The organism is Rheinheimera sp. MM224, assembly GCF_947090785.1.
Lineage (GTDB): Bacteria > Pseudomonadota > Gammaproteobacteria > Enterobacterales > Alteromonadaceae > Pararheinheimera.
The window spans coordinates 1,708,016-1,724,758 of the sequence record NZ_OX352320.1 but is presented as its reverse complement, the minus strand read 5'-3'; the positions used below and the strand labels follow the sequence as shown (position 1 = coordinate 1,724,758).

13 protein-coding genes and 1 pseudogene are annotated in these 16,743 nt (G+C 44.1%); 5 read left to right on the top strand and 9 right to left on the bottom strand.

The features are described from left to right. The first annotated feature begins 4 nt into the window (after positions 1-4). Genes OM978_RS08260 through OM978_RS08240 form a run of 5 tightly spaced genes read left to right on the top strand, consistent with a single transcriptional unit; the run spans position 5 to position 5,440 of the window. Positions 5-1,186, top strand: a complete 1,182-nt coding sequence (locus OM978_RS08260; protein ID WP_264346358.1) for an outer membrane beta-barrel protein — start codon at positions 5-7, stop codon at positions 1,184-1,186. A 28-nt stretch (positions 1,187-1,214) separates the two neighbouring features. Further along, positions 1,215-1,742, top strand: coding sequence for a polysaccharide biosynthesis/export family protein (locus OM978_RS08255; RefSeq protein WP_264346357.1), 528 nt, complete (start codon positions 1,215-1,217; stop codon positions 1,740-1,742). Between the two features lie 2 nt (positions 1,743-1,744). Further along, positions 1,745-3,934: a GumC family protein gene (locus OM978_RS08250; RefSeq protein WP_264346356.1), complete on the top strand. Its 2,190-nt coding sequence runs from the start codon at positions 1,745-1,747 to the stop codon at positions 3,932-3,934. After that, positions 3,934-4,659 (top strand): tyrosine-protein phosphatase, encoded by a 726-nt coding sequence (locus OM978_RS08245; RefSeq protein ID WP_264346355.1) that lies wholly within the window; start codon positions 3,934-3,936, stop codon positions 4,657-4,659. The genes OM978_RS08250 and OM978_RS08245 overlap by 1 nt, the downstream gene beginning before the upstream one ends. Positions 4,660-4,669: 10 nt before the next feature. Further along, positions 4,670-5,440 carry a hypothetical protein gene (locus OM978_RS08240; RefSeq protein ID WP_264346354.1) on the top strand — a complete coding sequence of 257 codons (771 nt, stop codon included), beginning with the start codon at positions 4,670-4,672 and terminating at the stop codon, positions 5,438-5,440. On the opposite strand, the gene OM978_RS08235 is transcribed toward OM978_RS08240, so the two are convergent. The 9 genes and pseudogenes from OM978_RS08235 to galU all read right to left on the bottom strand — a co-directional run bounded on the left by OM978_RS08235 (position 5,429) and on the right by galU (position 16,296). Further along, entirely contained in the window at positions 5,429-6,430 is a 1,002-nt protein-coding gene (locus OM978_RS08235) for an acyltransferase (RefSeq protein ID WP_264346353.1), read from the bottom strand. The genes OM978_RS08240 and OM978_RS08235 overlap by 12 nt on opposite strands. Continuing rightward, a complete protein-coding gene (locus OM978_RS08230; protein ID WP_264346352.1) occupies positions 6,427-8,361 on the bottom strand; it encodes an acyltransferase family protein in 1,935 nt (644 codons plus the stop codon). The genes OM978_RS08235 and OM978_RS08230 overlap by 4 nt, the downstream gene beginning before the upstream one ends. After that, positions 8,358-9,290, bottom strand: a complete 933-nt coding sequence (locus OM978_RS08225; RefSeq protein WP_264346351.1) for a hypothetical protein — start codon at positions 9,288-9,290, stop codon at positions 8,358-8,360. Before OM978_RS08225 ends, OM978_RS08230 begins: the two co-directional genes overlap by 4 nt. A 267-nt stretch (positions 9,291-9,557) precedes the next feature. Beyond that, positions 9,558-10,577 carry a glycosyltransferase family 2 protein gene (locus OM978_RS08220; RefSeq protein WP_264346350.1) on the bottom strand — a complete coding sequence of 340 codons (1,020 nt, stop codon included), beginning with the start codon at positions 10,575-10,577 and terminating at the stop codon, positions 9,558-9,560. A 97-nt stretch (positions 10,578-10,674) separates the two neighbouring features. Beyond that, positions 10,675-11,217: pseudogene (locus OM978_RS21500) on the bottom strand (glycosyltransferase); the annotation flags it as partial. Between the two features lie 388 nt (positions 11,218-11,605). Further along, entirely contained in the window at positions 11,606-12,670 is a 1,065-nt protein-coding gene (locus tag OM978_RS08210; protein ID WP_264346348.1) for a glycosyltransferase, read from the bottom strand. Continuing rightward, positions 12,648-13,895 (bottom strand): oligosaccharide flippase family protein, encoded by a 1,248-nt coding sequence (locus OM978_RS08205; RefSeq protein ID WP_264346347.1) that lies wholly within the window; start codon positions 13,893-13,895, stop codon positions 12,648-12,650. Before OM978_RS08205 ends, OM978_RS08210 begins: the two co-directional genes overlap by 23 nt. A 6-nt stretch (positions 13,896-13,901) precedes the next feature. After that, on the bottom strand, positions 13,902-15,257 hold the full coding sequence (locus OM978_RS08200) for a UDP-glucose dehydrogenase family protein (RefSeq protein WP_264346346.1): 1,356 nt from the start codon (positions 15,255-15,257) through the stop codon (positions 13,902-13,904). Positions 15,258-15,363: 106 nt separating this feature from the next. After that, positions 15,364-16,296, bottom strand: coding sequence for a UTP--glucose-1-phosphate uridylyltransferase GalU (gene galU, locus OM978_RS08195; RefSeq protein WP_264346345.1), 933 nt, complete (start codon positions 16,294-16,296; stop codon positions 15,364-15,366). Between the last annotated feature and the right edge of the window lie 447 nt (positions 16,297-16,743).

Below are 16,743 nucleotides of genomic sequence, written 5' to 3'. Positions count from 1 at the left end.
TGTTATGAAATCCAAGTTAGCTATTATGACAGCGCTGGCTTTTGCCAGCGCTGGAGTACAAGCTGTAGATCCACAGGCTATTAAGACAGAGTCGGGCTTTGATATTACGCCTCTGCTCAGCACTGGCCTGAAGTACGATGACAACATCACCAGTGTCAGTGCCAACGAAACAGACAGTTGGATTATGACGGTATTGCCATCGTTAAAAGCCAGCAGAGATGATGGCGTCACCAGTCTCGAATTCAGTGCGGCCGCTTATCACGGCAACTATTTCAGCAGCAGTAGCGATAATTTTACCGACACCTTATTAGGTGGCTTGTTTAATACCCAGTTGTCCGAGCAAGGTAAGTTAAACGTCAAAGCAGATATGGTGTGGGGCCACGAGGACAGAGGTACAGGCATTACCGAAGGCCTGAACAATAATCTGGACGACCCTACCCGCTTTAATAATCAGACCTTGTCCGGTTATTACGAGTATGGAGCTCTGGCCGCACCAGCCCGGGTTCGTTTTGGTGCCCGTTACTTTAATAAAGAGTATATGAACCAGCGTGAAGTCACTCAGTTCAGAGATTATGACTCCACCATGGGCGGCATTAATTTTTACTACGACACCTTGTCCGGTACTACAGCCGTGCTGGAAACCAGTATTGTCGACATAGGCTATGACTTCGTTGACCCGGAAGCGCCCAGAGACAGCAAAGAAACCAATGTAAAAGCCGGTGCAGAATGGCAAATCAGTGCCCTGACCTCAGGTGAGTTCAAATTAGGTTATCAGAAAAAAGAATTTGATGACTCAACCCGTGATGATTTCAGCGGCGTGGCCTGGACAGTCAACGCTAACTGGGCCCCTCTGACCTACAGTAACTTTAATTTAGGCACAGGACGTAAAGCTAAAGATCCGTTACAAGGCGGTGACTACATTAAAGAGACCACCTATTCGCTAAGCTGGTACCACAACTGGTCAGAAGCTGTGCAAACTCAACTGGCCTACAATAGGCTGGAAGAGGATTATGTGGGGATAAACAGAGAGGATGAAAACGACTCCTACACCGCCAGTATCAAATATGCGTTTCGCCGCTTTGTCGATGTTTCGTTGTTTACCACTGTGACAGATAAAACCTCTTCTGTACCTGGTATAGAATTTGACCGGAACATCGTCGGTGTAAATTTTGACTTTTCTCTTTGATCCTCGGATCAGATTTCATGGATAGATTATGCAGCAATTTGTAGTTTGGCTTGTTGCCCTTTTAATCAGTTGGTCTTCCTGGGTGTACGCCCAGGAAGATGCTAATTATTTATTGGGGCCTGGCGATAAAATTATTATTCAGGTGTACGGTGAAGAAGAGCTGAAAATAGAAACTCAGCTCACTGACAGCGGCAAAATAAACTACCCCTTCCTTGGCGAAATCATGGCCAAAGGGCTTTCGATTAAACAGCTCGAAAGCCGTATTTATAATGGCCTGAAAGGGGATTATTTTGTCGAACCTAACGTCTTTGTCGGAATGGTGGAATACAGACCGTTTTTTATTCATGGTGAAGTGAAGTTACCTGGAGGCTACCCTTATCAACCGGGGATGACGGTCAATCAGGCGGTTGCTTTAGCTGGTGGCCTGACCGAGCGGGCTTCAAAAGAGAAGATTTTTATTACCCGTGAAGCCAATAAAAGTAAACAAGAAAATGCCAACCTGAACACGAAAGTGGATGCTGGCGATACCATCACCATCGAACAGAGATTCTTTTAACTATGGCAGTAACGGACTTAGCAGGTGCGCCTTCGCAGCAGGAAACCATTGACCTGCGTAAATATCTTTCCATTATCAATATTCATAAATGGCGTATTCTGAGTTTAGCTGTACTGGTGACCATACTGACGGTATTGGTGATGCTCAACGTCAAATCCAGATATGCCGCCACAGCTACTCTGCTGATTGAAAGTCAGCAGGCCAACGCGGTGTCGATAGAAGAGGTGTACGGTATTAACTCCAGTCAGCAGGAGTACTACCTGACCCAATTCGAAATATTGAAATCACGTTCTATTGCAGAAGCTGTGGTTAATAAGCTGAACCTGCAGGATCATCCGGATTTTATCGGAAAACCAGGTTTAATCAGCCGGCTTAAAGATCTGATCCCTTTTATTCCAAGCGCAGAAAGCAAACTGACACCTGAACAGCGTGAGCTCAGACAAAGAGATAAGCTGATTTCGCAATTCCAAAGCAGACTCAATGTCAGTCCCATCCGTAAAACACAACTGGTTCAAATCAGCTTTGTCACCTATACCCCGGATCTTGCAGCTCAGGTTGCTAATGCTGTGGGTGAGGCTTATATCAATAGTCAGTTGGAAGCGAGGCTTGGCATCACGCAGCAGGCCGCCAGTTGGCTGGGTGGTCGTCTTGGCGAACTGCGCGTGCAACTGGACGAATCCGAAGCCAAATTACAAGCCTACAGAGCGCAGGAAGGTCTGGTTGATATAGAGGGCGTTAGAGGTTTAGGCGCCAAAGAGCTGGAACGATTGTCTGAAGCCTTGACCGAAGCCCGTAGCCGCAAAGCCCAGGTCGACGGTTTTATCCGTGTGATCAAACAATATGGCATCAACAATATTGAAAAACTGGAAAGCTTGCCTGAAATTACCGCACACAGAGGGATCCAGGATGCAAAAAACCAGCTTATTTTGACTGAGCGTAGAGTGTCTGAGCTGTCAAAAATTTATGGTCTAAAACATCCACGGCTGATAGCTGCGAAAAGTGAATTGACGGCTGTACAGGAAAACTTAAGAAGTCAGATTAAAAAACTGATTTCTGGCATAGAGAATGAAGCCCAATCTGTGAAGGAAAACGTCAGCTCACTGGAAGAGGAAATGGCAAAAGCCAAAAATCAGTATCAGACGGTCAGCTTAAAAGAGACCACTTATCAAAGCCTTGAGCGAGAAGTTCTGACCAACAGACAGCTATTTGAAACCTTCTTATCCAGACAAAAAGAAACCCAGGCGACCAGCAATTTTAATTCGGCCCTGGCGCGTTTCACCGATCTTGCAACGCCGTCGACTGAGCCTATCTCACCTAAACGTAAGCTGGTGGTCATTATCGCCTTTATCATTACGCTCGGCTTGGGCATGTTATTGGCCTTTTTGTTGGATGCATTAAACGACACGATAAAGTCGCCTCAAGACGTCGAAAATCAATTGGGACAACGTACATTAGGTTTTATGCCTGACTTGCCTCACAAGAAAAATCAGGACTTGCCTCTCTATAGCTTTTTTAGCGATCAACATAAGCAATACGCTGAGGCGGTACGAAGTATCAGAACCAGCTTAATTTTGCTGGCGCTGGATAAACCCTTAAAGCTGATTGAAGTGACCTCTGCAGTACCGTCTGAGGGCAAATCAACCTCTGCGACTAATCTGGCTTTTGCTTTTGGCCAGATGGAAAAAGTGTTGCTGATTGATGCGGATATGCGCCGCCCTACGCTCGCTAAACGTTTTGGTTTACCGGCCTATCAGCCAGGCCTGGCTAATTTAATAGCAGGCCGTGAACAAATTGACACCTGCATAGTGGCAGATGAAACCTCAGGTATCGATCTGCTGCCCGCTGGTAATGTGCCCCCTAACCCGCTGGAGCTTTTACTTTCGCCACGTTTTGCCGAGCTGTTGGTCGATTTATCTGCCCGCTACGACAGAATTATTATTGACACGCCTCCTGTTCAGGCAGTAAGCGACTCTTTAGTCGTTGCCAAACAGGCCGACGCTGTTGTCTTTGTGGTCGCGACAGACGAGACACGTAAAGGCGCGATACAAAGTGGTATCGCCAAATTGCTGCAGACCGAAAACAACCTCTATGGCGTCATTCTGAATAAAGTGAATATGAAAAGAGTGGCGCAAAGTTATGGTGACTATAGCCATTATGGCTATTACCACTATTACAGCAACGAGAACAGCTGATGTACGACCTGCACTGCCATTTTATTCCTGGGCTGGATGATGGAGCCAGAACTGTAGAAGAGTCTATACAACTGCTGAAAATGGCAGAGCTCAATGGCATCAGTCATATTGTCAGCACCCCTCATATCAACCCGGGACACTTTGATAATACTCTGGCCAGCATTCAACAGGGACTAGCAGGCCTCAAGGCTGCTGCAAAAGAAGCAGGCCTGTCGGTGCAACTCGCTGCGGCTGCCGAAGTACGCTTATGCTCTGAACTACCGGGCTGGGTTGAATCAGGCAGCTTGCCTTATTTAGGTGAGTATCAGGGCTACAAAGTGCTGTTGCTGGAGTTTCCGCATAGCCATATACCTGCAGGTGCAGACCGGCTGGTTAAATGGTTGCTGGGTAAACAGGTGCTGCCGATGATCGCCCATCCTGAGCGCAACAGAGACATTCAGCTTGATCTGAAAAAACTGCTGCCCTTTCAGCGTATGGGATGTTTGCTGCAACTGACAGCGAGTTCAGTGCTGGGTGATATGGGGGAAAGCAGTAAAGAGACAGCATTACTGTTGCTGCAGCAAAAAGCTTTTCACATCGTTGCCAGCGACAGCCATAACCTGCAGCGCCGACCTCCCAAACTAGCAGAAGCACGGGATTATATAACCACCTTGTGTGGTCATGATTATGCCGAACAGTTGGTCACAGAACATCCAAAACGTATTAGCCATATCCATTTCAGTTAAGGGTTCTAGAATGCCAGAACGCCAACGTCGCACCCGCCACCAGAGCGCAGGCCCTGTGTTGCATGGCAGTAAAGTGTCCCGTTTACTCGCCCTGCCGGCGTTGCTGTTATTAGGCCTGACGGCCTGGCATATAATCCCGATAGGACTGGCCAGCGCCTGGTACTTTAAAGCCAATTATTTTGTCGAGCTGTGGGTGAAAAACCAGCCATTGCTGACAGAAGAAAGCTGGAAGCAAGCAAGTGAAGCTATAGATAAAGCCATAGAGCTTCATCCTAAACACCCGCACTATCTGCTGACCAAAGCAAAAATAAATGAATGGGGCTGGTACGCAGGTTTAATGACGACCAAAGAACTGGAACAGACGGAAACTTATTATAAAGAAGCCATTCAGGCCAGGCCTTTATGGCCTAATGCTTATGCTGACTATGCCTATTATCTCGGCGTGACCCAGTTTCGTATTACTGAAGCTTTTGAACAGTTAGAGCTGGCGAAAAAGTATGGTCCTTATATGCCTGAAACCTCGTTAAGAGAGCTGGCGTTAGGACTATCACGCTGGTCATTACTCAATGGCCAGCAAAAAACTAATACGTTTTATGCGATGGACAAAGCACTGCAAAGCGGACAAAGCTCTTATTTTCAAACGTTAAACATCATCAGAAGTACAGGAAAGGTTGAGCTTGCTTGCACTTACTTCCGTACGTCAAAAAACAGTTTGCCTGAACCCATTAAGCAGCTGATCAAAGATGATCTTTGCGCAAAATCTTCCCGCTCAGCCAGTTAATGTCTTTAACATCAACTTAGCGTATGTTTCCCTTACAGAGGCCTTTGCAATAATAGCCTTCACTATCCTCACCTGAATATACATACAAAGAATGGAGCAGCTCAGGATCAGCAGCCAACGCACGAACCAGTGCCCGTCTATTAGCCCTAAAAATACGATGTGCCACAGGTAAATCCAGATCGAATTCGAGGAGACAAAAAGTACCAGGTTATTGAAATGAGACACTGCAAACAGCTGGGCATAAAACCGGGTTGAGCAGTACAACAGCAAGCAAGTCACTGCCACTGCATAAGACAAATAATACAAACCTGGTGGGTATTTAAAATGTTGGGTGGACAAAATACCGTCGTCAGTTCGTCCTACCCAATAAAACATCACCATAAAGAGCACAATACAAAATACCGACGTCATTAAAACGCTGGCGTTACTCTTGGTTTTGAACCTTAGTCCTAACAAAAAAACCAGGGAATAGGGGATCAGAAGTAATAGTGTCCTTAGTAGTTTATAGTCCTGATACAACTCCCGGCCTGCCCAGGAGATAAACAGATCGTAAAGAACTAAAAACAAAAAACACAGGCAGAAAAACACTGTATCAGAGCGGATCAACTGATTAAATTTATAGATAAAAGGCGAAACCATAGCAATGGATACAAACACCTGAATAATCCACAAATACTCAAGTCCCTCGCCTTCAACAAAAAGAAAGGTTAAAAACACATAGTCCGGATCGCTCGCCAAAGCAGAGTTGAATGCAAAAAAGAACAGCAGAAAAAACCAGACAGGGATCACTAAGCGTTGCAGCCGTGCCATCACATAACTCAAATAGCCGCTATAAGACACACCATAAGAAAACACAAAACCAGAACAAAACACCATCAATGGCACATCAAAGTTTCTCAGTTGGAAAATGCCACCAGGCGGGCCTGAGTGAGCGAGTATAATCATCACCAGCCCTACAAATTTCAGAAAATCAATACGCAGATCTCTCATTTCTGCTCTCCTTCTTTTAGCGAATTCAAGTCAGACACAAAGCTGGTTTCATTCACCAGATAGGCGGAGCCACTCTTGGTTAAATGGATGTAATCCTTAAACAAAGGCTTGTCGTTGAAACTGCTTATACAATGCTCAGAGTCAGAACAAAAATATCGGGATAAATTGATCTGCAGATACTGTGGTGGCAGCAGACTTAACAGCTCTGTCGCTTCTCCGGTCTGGACAGCTTTGAAATTGCACTGCTCTGCATGAGCGCCTGAGGCGACAGAGCGGACATAACAAAATCCTGGGTCAAAAGAAGACAAAGGTGGTGGAGAAATCACAACCACTTTCTTGCCAAGCTTTTCAAGGGCGGCAATAGTTGCAGTTAATCGCTGTAAAGCGATGCTGCGGTCATAGCTCTGGATGCGGCCATCATAGTAATTTTTCGCATAGGAATAATCGAAAGTGGATGCCAGCACCACATACTTCAGCTCTGGTCGCGACTTTATAAAATCAAACACAGCCTGATTATTTGCCAGACATTTATTCGCCCATTTGCCGGTATGGTCATAACGAAGCACACTAAAATCTAAAACAGGCGGGCATGCACTCAAGGTTTTCTGCACAAATTTAAACGCATTGGCTGCCTGCATACTGTTTGCGACATGCATCCCCAGTGAATCGCCCCAGACAATCCACTCAGGCTCTGCACTATTTTGACAGGCATCCGGGTTTAATTGGCCGTTATCGCAAAGATCTGACAGCCCAAGGTTGGGTTTAACCAGTGCATCCACCTGCATTAACTGCGGGCTGTATAGCGTTGCAGGTTTATAAAGCACCAGCATTTTCAGCGTCACAAGACTTAGCAGCACCAGAAAAAAAGCGGTAAAAAACAGCTTATAAATCATGGATCTGTCCATACGGCTTTTTGATCTGAATGGCGACTCTATAAATCTGTAGGTCAGATAAGAGATCGCAAAGGTGATGGCGATCAGAACAAATTTATACCAGATAGGGTGAGTGGAGCTGTGGTTAATAAAGTTGGAAAAAACCACAACAGGCTGATGCACCATGTATAAGCTGTAGCTGATCAAACCTATATAAACCAAAACCTTATTGGCTAAAAGCTTATAGAACAGAAAATCGGCTTTATTCAACGCCAATATAAAAAATACCACTAAAGTGGGTGGCAAAGCCCAGGGACCGGGAAAAGGACTGCCTTTCTCAAAACTCAGGATGAAATAAATCAGTATAAAAAACATCGAAAAAAGAAAAATATCGGCCTTTAGCGGATGTCGTATCCCATCAAATTTATCCCGGTAAAAATAGGCAAGCGCACCCAGTAACAACTCCCAGCCGCGGGTTGGTAATAAATAGTAACTGGCCAGAGGTTTCGAATAGGACCCAACACAGGAGAGCACATAACCCAGAATAAACAGCACAAAAAGCACCAGAAAGACTCTGTTTTTTAACGCGGAGCGAAACAAATAAATCAGCAGGAAAGGGAAAACAATATAGAACTGTTCCTCAACACTCAAACTCCAGGTATGCAGCAGAGGCAATCGGTCAGCACCATCGTCAAAATAACCAAAGTTATTCCAGAAATAAATATTTGAAGCAAAAAACAACGAATAAACAGCGCTGTCCAGAAATGCAGAAAACTCTCTGGGGCTAAACAAAATCAAAGCAAAAATTAGGCTGACCACCAGTACTGAAAAGTAAAGTGGCATTAATCGCCGGATCCGGCGCTCATAAAAAGAAATGTAAGAGAAGCGCCCTTCCCTGATTTCTTCGACGATAATGGACGAAATTAAAAAACCGCTGATGACAAAAAATATGTCTACACCTACAAAGCCTCCCGAAAATACTTCAAAACCAAAATGAAAAAGTAGTACCGGGAGAATAGCGATCGATCTTAGCCCATCAATGTCAGCGCGATACTTCATGCTCCCCGCTCCCTGTTAAATTTAATAAGCGTAGCTATCGCCAACAGTCCAATAATACGGCCATCCAGCGGCACATAAAAACACCAGGAAATGATCATAAAAATAAATAAAGACAGGTTTTTTCCACCCGCTGTTTTAATTTTTGAAAAGCAAAATGATAAAAATTTATAAAATAAGTATAAAAACACCCAGCCTGCATAAATAAGCCAGTCAAAAAACAAGGTTTTTGTCGATACAGACTCCACGTTACCTACGATGAAATAAGTAATCACTTCGTCAAAATTAAACAAATTTGGAAAGTAATAATCTACAAAATTGATAATATCGGGGCCCAGCTGGTAGATCTGATTAAAGTAGCCGGTAAAACCCACGCCAAGAGGTGAGACTAAGGCGCTGTAAACACCGGTAAATATCATGACCCCGCGGGTTGAGGAGCTATTGTACTTTTCGATATCGAGGATAAAGGCATCCAGCAGCACATAATAAAAACCAAAAGAAAAGGCGAGAAAGCCAACAATAAGAAAAGTGATTTTATTAAAGCCACTTTTTGCCAACACAAACTTTGAGATAACAACCGATAAACAAAAAGCAAGTAAGGCGCCTTTTGACGAGGTAAAGAGTAAAAAAGAAACCACGACCACAATAGACAACAGATAATTAACGCTGAATATAATGGCCAGCAACATCACTGCCGTAACCACCTGAAAACCGAAGGTACTCGCCTCCAGAGTAAAACCCCGCATCCGGTCAGGTGAAAATGCAGCAGAGCCCTGCAAAAAAGAGGGATTATTGACAATCTCAGGGGCAACAAGGTTAATAAAAAACACCATCACAATAAGAATGGCAGATATCTTGCTGGCTACTTTTAATTCAGCGTAATCAAAGGTTAAGAAGAAAACTAAAAACACAAAGGAGGCAAGATTAATCAAGAACAACCTCAATCCCCGGTCAAGCAAAAAGCCAAAATAAAGACTGTCTGCGAAGATAAATAAGTAGGCTAAAGAGAAAAATAAAACAGCAAAGATAAAATAAATAATGCGTTTACCCACACCATCTATCGAATAAAAATTAAACAGCAAATACAAAGTGACTGCAGGAAATAAAGAAATAGCCAGAGGAGCAGTAAAAGCCCCCCTATTACACTGAGCGCGGTGTTTTCGAAAACAAGAAAAAAACTGGTTAAATATAAAAGGATCTTACCCATGTACAGTCCTGTTCATTACTTTCGACAGGCGCTCAAACTGAGAACTTTTCAACAACACATCGAATCCAATCACGAACAGGCCTTTGAAAGAATATGGATAGTGACAGCGTCCTATCGCTGCGCCAAAACGCTTCATTTGCTGCAATAAATCAAGGTAGTCTGCAGCATGATTGGCTTTTGCCAGCTTCAGACTGCGGACATAGAGGTTAATAAGGCAGGTTTTCAGAAAAAAATTGGCTTCGGATTGCAAAGCACCGGTCAGATGAGTCTGACTAAGCTGCGATATTTGAGCAAAAGCAGACAGATGTTCAGTTTCTCGCTTGCCTTTAAAGGAAGAGATCACAGACCCCTGGCGGATGTTGTAATAATAAAGCACATCCTCAAAACCTTTGATGTTCGCTGCGACTGCAAAGGCATTAAAGATAAACAATACATCTTCGCTAAGGCCGGTATCTTCGCTAAAACGCAGCTGATGCTGTTGCAAAAATTTCATGCTGAAAATAAATGAGCAGATATGAAAACTATTTTTCTTCAGCAAAAAATGGGAAAACAGCTCTGTGCCATCAGCACTATTGATGATGTGGCTAGTCTCTGCACCAGTCCCCTCATGCCGTGTGACATAAGAGTACTGATGAATATCCTTATCTGATGTCACCAGATCCCGCTGCATGATTTCAAATAAGTTGTCCGGTATATCGTCATCACAGTCTAAAAACATAATGTAATCGGAGCTTGCGGAATCAATGCCCAGATTTCTCGCCGATGACACGCCGCCGTTGGTCTTTCTTAAATAAGTCACCATAGGTGATACCGGCATCTGAGCTGAAAGATCAGAAGCGGAGCCATCATCAATAACAATCACTTCAAAAAAGTGACTCAGATCAACAGCGGAACCAGCGCTGATAGTGAGGATCCGTTCTATCAGTCGCTTTAGATAATCCCAGTCGTTATACACAGGAATAATGATGGAGCAGAGTTTAGAGTTCAATGGATAACCCCTTCCAGCTGTCATTGATCGCACCTTTTGAGGTTTCTTCGGCCAGCACCAAAGCGCGCTGGCCAAAGCTGGTATAGACCTGCGTATTGCCAAGCACAGTGATGATTTTTTCAGACATAGCTGCTATGTCATAAGGGGGGATCAAATAGCCATTTTCACCGTCGCGCACTATCCATTGGGCGGCAGGAAAAGTATCAAACAAAATGATGGGTAAGCCCTGGCTTCTTGCTTCCACAAGGGTTTGTCCAAAGCCTTCATAGCGGGACGTCATTAAAAATAAAGAATACTTTTTATAAATTTCCTCTACTTTATTGGAAGAGCCTTTATAAGTAATCCGGCTGTCATCTGCTATCAGTGCCTTTAAATCAGACACCTCTTGCTCTGAACCATCACCATAAATATCCAGAGTGTAGTCTGTAGGCAAAAGCCTCATCACCTCCACCATAGCTTTGAAGTTTTTCTGATCTTCAAAAACCCGCGCCAGCGTCAGTAATTTTTTCGACTGCACGGGAATAGTGCCCGCTTTATCTATTTTACTGGCTCTGGGGATAATTTTTATTCTGGATTTAAACTGCGGATACAGTGCACCGAGCTCAGCTTCATCGAAGGAGGTATAAACCGTAAAGTGATTGATATAGCGGCTTCTGAGCGCCATCGCCAGCTTGCCCAAAGGCGTAAAGATAATGTCCAGGCGGTTGGTCTGCACTAAAATGACATTGTTCAGTTTCAAGACAGAGGCAGGGATATACAGAATATCAGTAGGATGAAAAACCAGCAGGTCCTCTCCTACAGGAGCAAGTTTTTTCAACTGCCGCCATAAATTCAATGCCGTCATTATTTTTGCGGCATACCCAGCTTTACTCTCTTCGCCGTAGCAAATGTAAGTTACTGCAGGAGATTCACTGTAGACATGCTTGCCCGCTCTGTACTTAAAAAACTCTGTGACCCGGGCGCCAGAGCCTTTAAATAAGGACTGAACCTCCCGAATTAAGGTTTCAATACCACCCAATGAGGTGGAGATGCAGGAGTTCACTGTGATCATGTTATTTTCCCACCTGAAGGTCTTTATACAAAGTTAATATCGAGGCCTTAAATTTCTCTGCGGTAAAACGCTGCAAAAATGCAGCTTTGGCATTTAATTTCAACTCGCGAAACTTAGCTTCATCGTCAAGCGCCACAAAGATGGACTCTGTTGAGGCCAGGTTATCCAGATCAAAAGTAAAGCCATTTAAAGGCGGTAAAATCAGCTCAGGCAGAGCACCTCTGTTGGAACCAATCACAGGCACGCCAACACGAAAGGATTCAATCACAACAAAACCAAAACCTTCCCACCTTGAAGGGCAGATCAAGGCTCTGGCACCAATTAAAATACTGTTGATTTTGCTGCTGCTAAGCCAGCCAGCGACAACGATACGGTCACTGTGAAAATCACTGCTGTCAAAATCGCCTATGACGACTATTTTGTAATGTGAGGGAAGGTAACGGGATAGTTCATCTAAAAAGTCATAGCCTTTCTGCTGGCTTTTCCGACCGATAAAGACAATGTACTTTTGCTGCTCTTCAGTTAAAAAATCAGGTTTAAAGTCATGATCTAGCTCATAAGATTCAGGAAGGGAATTGTAAATAACGATGAGTTTTCTTTTACTGATGCCAATCCTGATGGCTTCATTCATCTCGTAACCCGAAATACAGACTATTTTTGCGCAGAGCCAGGACAGACAAAGCTCAATGGCAGCATAGAGTTTTAAGATGATTTTTCTCTTATCCATATTAAAGCTCCAGCCATGGGAGCAATAAACAAACTTATCTTTCAGTGCCGGGTTGATGATGCAAAAAAGCCGAAGAAGACCAGCAAAGGTACTGTGCAGAAAAATAATGTCCGGACTGTCACTTTTACACAGCCGATAAAAAGCTTTGAACATCGAGAGCAAACCAGACACGCCGCGGCCTGTGGAGCTAAAACCTATAGACTCATTCTCTATATAAGTGCGCTGATTTTCAGGCACCAAAAATACATTAGTGCACTGCTCACCTGTCACATGACTCAACAGATTCAGGTAAGTGGCGACGCCGCCTTTAACAGTTTCAGCTACGTGAAGGACTTTCATTGGCTCTCCATGGCATGATCATTCTTCTTTCCATATACCAGATGTCAAAGAAGCAAATAAATGAGACGGTGATAAACGAGGCTGAAATAAGTACTAATGAAGTTAAAAAGCTATCTGCGAAATAACCCAGCAGTATGGAAGCCAGCAACATCACCACCAGCATCAGATTAATTTTCAAATTTCGTTCGGGGTGCGAAAGAGCGTAATAAATACCACCACTGACGCTATACATGGCCTGGAAAGGAATAGAAATACTTAAGATGATCAGCATATCTTCAATACCGACCCACTGTTCACCGATGATGAAGATAATGATGTCCCGTGCATTCAATTGGATAAACAGCACCAGGAAAAAACCACCTACTAAAAATATCGCACTTATTTTTAGCAAAAAAAACCTCAGCTCCTGAAAGCTTTTTAACTTTTTAACCAAAGGCTGAATGGCAGGTTGTAACGAAAACGCGATCAGCATTACAGGGTATTTAGTGATCTGATAGGCCCTGTCATACAGAGATAAAATCTCCAGACTAAACAGCTTGCCTATCACCAAATTGTCGCCAAAGCGGACAAAAAACGACAACAGGTTACTCAGGGTGACCTTGGTCGAAAAACCGGAGTTATCCGATGATTTCTGCCGTATCAGGCCAATAGCATTGCCAAAAAGGGCGTGTTCTTTGAAAAAAATCCAGAGGATTAAAAAGCGGATATAAGAGTAACCACTGATTTTTATAATTAAGACGGTGATATCAAATGAATAAAAGTACCCGTACGCAAAAGCTACCGCCAGTGAAAGCAGCTCAGCTGTGCATTCGACAAAAGCAACTTTGTAAAATCTGAGTTCTTTATACAGCACCCCGGTCAGACTTGAGGCGACACCATAAAACAGCAAGGCTGACATCAGCAACAGCATAGCCCCAACACTGACATCAATGCTGTAAAGCAAAGGCAGTAATACTAACAACAGCAGCATGACTGCAACACCAAGAGCTGACGTCAGAAAGGATTTTGCAATAATCCTTTTTTCATCAGCACTGTTTTGTGCATTGATCACCTGCTGCATACCGCCCGCTTCCGAGACGATAATGCAGAAAAAGTATAAGCTGTTGATGATCGCAAAAGCCCCAAAATACTGTTTGTCGACAAATCTGGACAACAGCATTAAGGTCAATAGCTGAAAAGCAAACAGAGAGCCTTTCGAAAGAAAGCTTGCCACTAATCCTTTCATTGAAGGTTACCCACGACCTATTGAATAATAGGTAATTCCCTCTCTTTTCATCGACGCCTGGTCAAAAATATTTCTGCCATCAAAGATCACTGAATCTTTTAAATTGCTTTTCGCAAAGGCATAGTCCAGCACCTTAAAGGCCTTCCATTCGGTGATAATCACTAACGCATTCGCGTCCCGGACTGCGCCCTCTTTGGTACCAAGCAAAGACAACGTCGCCCGATCGCCGTAGATTTTTTGGGTTTCATCCATGGCTTCAGGATCATAAGCCTGCACTTTTGCACCGGCGGCCCAGAGTTGTTCCATCAATACACGGCTTGGTGCTTCACGCATATCATCCGTGTTAGGTTTAAAGGCCAGACCCCAAAGCGCAAAAGTTTTGCCTTTTAAAATATCTTTGGTCTCGCCTTTTTCAGCTTTATCCCAGACACCGTAGTGCTTACAAATCATCTCAAACAGTTTTTCTTTCTGTTTGTTATTGACGTTTTCTACCGCATTCAGAATTTTTGATTCATAACCAAACTGAGCCGAGGTACGCGCTAACGCCTGAACATCTTTAGGGAAGCAACTGCCACCATAACCACAGCCAGCGTAAATAAAGTGGTAACCAATACGGGGATCCGAGCCAATACCTTTACGAACATTCTCAATATCTGCACCAACCCGCTCTGCAATATTGGACATTTCGTTCATAAAGCTGATTTTGGTCGCCAGCATGCAGTTGGCTGCATACTTGGTCAGTTCGCTGCTGCGCACATCCATGACGATGATTTTTTCGTGGTTACGGTTAAAAGGCGCGTATACCTCACGCATAATACTTTCAGCAAAGTCTGAACTGGTGCCAATAACAATGCGGTCGGGCCGCATAAAGTCAGCTACAGCTGCGCCTTCTTTTAAAAACTCAGGATTGGAGACCACGTCAAATTCAGCAGTGGAATTGCGATCGTTCAGCGCCTGCTGCATGACCTCCGTCACTTTATCTGCCGTGCCTACAGGTACAGTACTTTTATTGACGACCACTTTATAGCTGTTCATCAACTGACCTATGGTTTTGCCAACAGCCATTACGTACTGCAAATCTGCCGAACCGTCTTCGTCTGGTGGTGTGCCTACGGCGATGTAAATAACCTCAGCATGCTGCACTGCCTCTTCAGCACTGGTGGTAAATCTCAGATTGCCTTGCGCCACATTACTTTTTACGACGCTTTCAAGACCAGGTTCATAAATCGGGATCCCTCCCAGTTTCAGGCTGTCAATTTTTGCCTGATTGACGTCAACACAAATCACATCGTGTCCAACATCTGCCAGACAAGCGCCAGTGACCAAACCTACATAACCTGTACCAAAAATACTTAACTTCATGTGTTATCCCTTTAACTTTGAAGCAATGCGTCAGGCCATTGATAAAGATAAACGCCGCTACTTTAACAGCTCAATGCCGGACGCCAGACAGACAAAAAAGCCAGACTCAGGCGATTAAACTAAGTTTTTTATTGCTTAACAAAGTTTGCAGGTAGGCACCAAATTCAGCGCCTAATACCTGATCTTTCAGTGCGTAAGTGACAATAGCTTCCAGGTAACCCAGCTTACTGCCGCAGTCGTGGCTTCGGCCAACAATACGGTAGGCTTCCATGGTTTGTTCTTTTAACAACTGAGCTAATGCATCCGTCAGCTGAATTTCATCACCAGCACCTGGCTGGGTAAAACTCAGGATTTCCATCACAGCAGGAGACAATACATAACGGCCGGTAATGGCCATATTAGACGGAGCTTCATCCACCAAAGGTTTCTCTACCATGGCATGCAGCTGCACAGACTGGCCCTCTGCAATAGCAGCTCCATTTAAATCCACCACACCATAAGAGCTGACCGCAGCTGCAGGTACTGCTTCAACCATCACCTGACTGGCGCCAGTCACCTGATAACGGTCGAGCATGGCTTTCAGGTTATCTTGTTTTAAATTACTTTCGTACTTGCTGATCAACACATCAGGCAGCAGCACCGCAAAAGGTTCATTACCTATAATAGGGGCGGCACACAAAATGGCATGCCCCAAACCTAAAGCCACATGCTGACGCACCGAAATCACTGTGACATGCTTGGGATTAATCGATCGCACTTCTTCTAACAGCGAACGTTTCACCCTTTTTTCCAACTGAGTTTCTAATTCAAAGCTGGTGTCGAAATGGTTTTCGATGGAGTTTTTACTGCTGTGGGTGACTAAAATGATTTCAGTAATACCTGCAGCTGCCGCTTCTTCAATCACGTATTGGATCAAAGGCTTATCAACCACAGGTAACATTTCTTTCGGGATAGCTTTTGTTGCAGGCAACATGCGTGTTCCAAGACCGGCAACAGGTATGACGGCTCTTGTTACTTTACGAAATTCAGATGGTTGCATATAAAACTCCTTCTATAGTGTGCTGATATAAAGTTGTAATGAAACGGTATGTTTTCGCTCAACTGCTCAGCAAAGGCCACTCCCTGCCTGTAATACTCCGCAACACGGAGCCTGATGTTCATTTACTCTATTTGCACTATGTGACAAAAGAGTTAAAGCCTGCCCGGAATAAACGACAAGACCACACTGTTCACAAATCAAGCATTTCTTATGCCAGAGCAAATTTTAGGTCCAGGCCAGTTGAAATATGATAAAAATGATAAAATCATAGCTATTTTCCATAGTTTAACCTGTTTCACCGTGCAATCTTGGTGCGATAACGCTCCAAACTAATGCACCGAATTCAATGCAGAATTATTCATCAATCAGTCCCTTGGCAAGCTCTACAGAAAGTGGCAGATTACAGTATCTTTTTTAACCAAAGCTGTTTTACTCAAGACAACACAT

Bases quoted from the DNA above. Each gene is read 5' to 3' on its own strand.
- OM978_RS08205 (WP_264346347.1), bottom strand. From the start codon at position 13,895: ATGAAAGGATTAGTGGCAAGCTTTCTTTCGAAAGGCTCTCTGTTTGCT.
- OM978_RS08230 (WP_264346352.1), bottom strand. From the start codon at position 8,361: ATGAAGTATCGCGCTGACATTGATGGGCTAAGATCGATCGCTATTCTC.
- OM978_RS08260 (WP_264346358.1), top strand. From the start codon at position 5: ATGAAATCCAAGTTAGCTATTATGACAGCGCTGGCTTTTGCCAGCGCT.
- OM978_RS08245 (WP_264346355.1), top strand. From the start codon at position 3,934: ATGTACGACCTGCACTGCCATTTTATTCCTGGGCTGGATGATGGAGCC.
- OM978_RS08240 (WP_264346354.1), top strand. From the start codon at position 4,670: ATGCCAGAACGCCAACGTCGCACCCGCCACCAGAGCGCAGGCCCTGTG.
- galU (WP_264346345.1), bottom strand. From the start codon at position 16,296: ATGCAACCATCTGAATTTCGTAAAGTAACAAGAGCCGTCATACCTGTT.
- OM978_RS08200 (WP_264346346.1), bottom strand. From the start codon at position 15,257: ATGAAGTTAAGTATTTTTGGTACAGGTTATGTAGGTTTGGTCACTGGC.
- OM978_RS08235 (WP_264346353.1), bottom strand. From the start codon at position 6,430: ATGAGAGATCTGCGTATTGATTTTCTGAAATTTGTAGGGCTGGTGATG.
- OM978_RS08210 (WP_264346348.1), bottom strand. From the start codon at position 12,670: ATGAAAGTCCTTCACGTAGCTGAAACTGTTAAAGGCGGCGTCGCCACT.
- OM978_RS08220 (WP_264346350.1), bottom strand. From the start codon at position 10,577: ATGACAGCTGGAAGGGGTTATCCATTGAACTCTAAACTCTGCTCCATC.
- OM978_RS08250 (WP_264346356.1), top strand. From the start codon at position 1,745: ATGGCAGTAACGGACTTAGCAGGTGCGCCTTCGCAGCAGGAAACCATT.
- OM978_RS08255 (WP_264346357.1), top strand. From the start codon at position 1,215: ATGCAGCAATTTGTAGTTTGGCTTGTTGCCCTTTTAATCAGTTGGTCT.